We start from the raw sequence: 826 nt of genomic DNA, 5'->3' as shown, positions 1-826 counted from the left end.
CGACGCCCTGGACGAGGCCAAGCAGGGCCTGGCCCACCAGCTCGAGGCGTTCGCCGCGAACACCATCGAGTTCATGCGCCGCGACCGCTCGCTGCTCCTCGACGGGCACGGCGTCCCCGAGGTCGACGTCACCCTCGACGGGCGGCCGCTGCTCGTGGTCGCCGCCGGGTTCGAGCACCTCGCGGTGCTCAGGCGGCTCAAGGCCTACATCAAGGAGTACCGGCCGGTGCTCGTCGGCGTCGGGGCGGGCGCGGACGCGCTGCTCAACACACGCCACCGCCCGGACCCCATCGTCGCCGACCCCTCCGAGGTGTCGAACCAGGCGCTGACCACCGGCGCCGACGTCGTCGTCCCGGCCTTCCCCGACGGGCACGCCCTGGGACTGCACCGTGTGCAGGACCTGGGCGCCAGCGCCGTCACCTTCCCGTCGATGGCCAACCCCGAGGACCTCGCGCTGCTGCTCGCCCACCACCGCGGCGCGTCGATGATCGTCACGGTCGGGCTGGCGGCGTCGATGGGGGAGTTCCTCGACCGGGGGCGGTCCGGCAGCAACGCCTCGACGTTCCTGACCCGGCTGCAGGCCGGTGGCAGCGTCGTCGACGGCGCGATGATCGCCCAGATGTACCGGAGCCGGACCTCGTTCGCGCCGCTGTTGCTGCTCGTCGCGGCCGCGGTGGTCGCGGTCGTCGTCGCCGTGCGCGTGTCCGGCGGCGGCCCCGCGGTGGTGGAGTGGATGCGCGGCGTGCTGGAGAGCGTGCGGGCCCTGGTCGCCGGATGGTTCCCGGCGTGATCTCGCGGCGCCACCACCGCATCGCCCTGGTCGCGG

At 74.1% G+C, this 826-nt stretch carries 1 protein-coding gene; it reads left to right on the top strand.

Annotated features, from left to right (window positions below):
• Positions 1-790, top strand: a 790-nt coding sequence (gene steA, locus D8M34_RS18360; protein ID WP_202976300.1) for a putative cytokinetic ring protein SteA, incomplete at its 5' end; no start/stop codon positions are given.
• Positions 791-826 lie beyond the last annotated feature (36 nt).

Origin of the sequence: Microbacterium sp. HSID17254 (assembly GCF_003989315.1) — a bacterium.
Taxonomy (GTDB): domain Bacteria; phylum Actinomycetota; class Actinomycetes; order Actinomycetales; family Microbacteriaceae; genus Microbacterium.
The sequence above is the reverse complement of the archived record's forward strand: the minus strand, read 5'-3'. Positions and strand labels throughout refer to the sequence as shown.